This is a genomic window from Rhodovulum strictum, from assembly GCF_009649175.1.
GTDB classification, from domain to species: domain Bacteria; phylum Pseudomonadota; class Alphaproteobacteria; order Rhodobacterales; family Rhodobacteraceae; genus Rhodovulum; species Rhodovulum strictum.
The window spans coordinates 1-842 of record NZ_WJPO01000084.1 but is presented as its reverse complement, the minus strand read 5'-3'; the positions used below and the strand labels follow the sequence as shown (position 1 = coordinate 842).

Below are 842 nucleotides of genomic sequence, written 5' to 3'. Positions count from 1 at the left end.
GCGGCCCAGGATGCGGACTCATAATGGCGCATCCAGAGGCGTGATGATGCGATGAGGATCTCGGCGAGGTAGTTTCTGGCGGTCTTTTCATATCGCGTTGCGATCTTTCGGAAGTGCTTGATCCTGTTGAAGAAGCGTTCGATCAGGTTGCGCTTTCGGTAGATCGCCGGGTCGACGGAGCGCTGTATCTTGCGGTCGCGCTGGGTCGGGATATGGCCGCGCCCGCCATGTGCCTCGATCAGGTCCAGAACGGCGCGGGCATCGTATCCGCGATCCGCCACCACATCGCCCGGGCGCGGATGCAGGGCGAGCAGGCCCGCCACTGCCGCCTTGTCCGAGGCCTGCCCGGGCGAGAGGGTGATCGCCACGGGAAGGCCGCGTGCGTCGACCATCGCGTTGATCTTGGTGCTCAATCCCCCACGAGAACGACCGAGGGTGTGATCCGACCCCCCTTTTTCGCCGCCGCCTGCTGGTGGGCGCGGATGATGGAACTGTCGATCAGCAGCAGGCTGTCGGGCGATCTCTCGGCGAGGGCTTCGAAGACCCGCACCCAGACGCCCGCCTTGGCCCATCGCTTGAAGCGGTTGTAGACCGTGGTCGGCGGGCCGTAGCGCTCCGGCAGGTCGCGCCAGGGCGAGCCGGTCCGAAGCACCCAGAAGATCCCGTTCAGAACCCGCCGGTCATCCACCCGCGCCACCCCGCGCGGCTTGTTCGGCAAAAGCGGCTGGATCAGCCCCCATTCGAAGTCCGAAAGGTCGAAACGCGCCATGACCACCTCCCTCTCCGAAAGGGAACCACAGCCCCAAACAAAGGGGAAGCCCGTTTATGAGTTCAGAACCTAG

At 64.6% G+C, this 842-nt stretch carries 1 pseudogene; it reads right to left on the bottom strand.

Going from position 1 to position 842, the window contains the following annotated elements:
* A pseudogene (locus GH815_RS18725) lies at positions 1-769 on the bottom strand (IS5 family transposase); the annotation flags it as partial.
* Between the last annotated feature and the right edge of the window lie 73 nt (positions 770-842).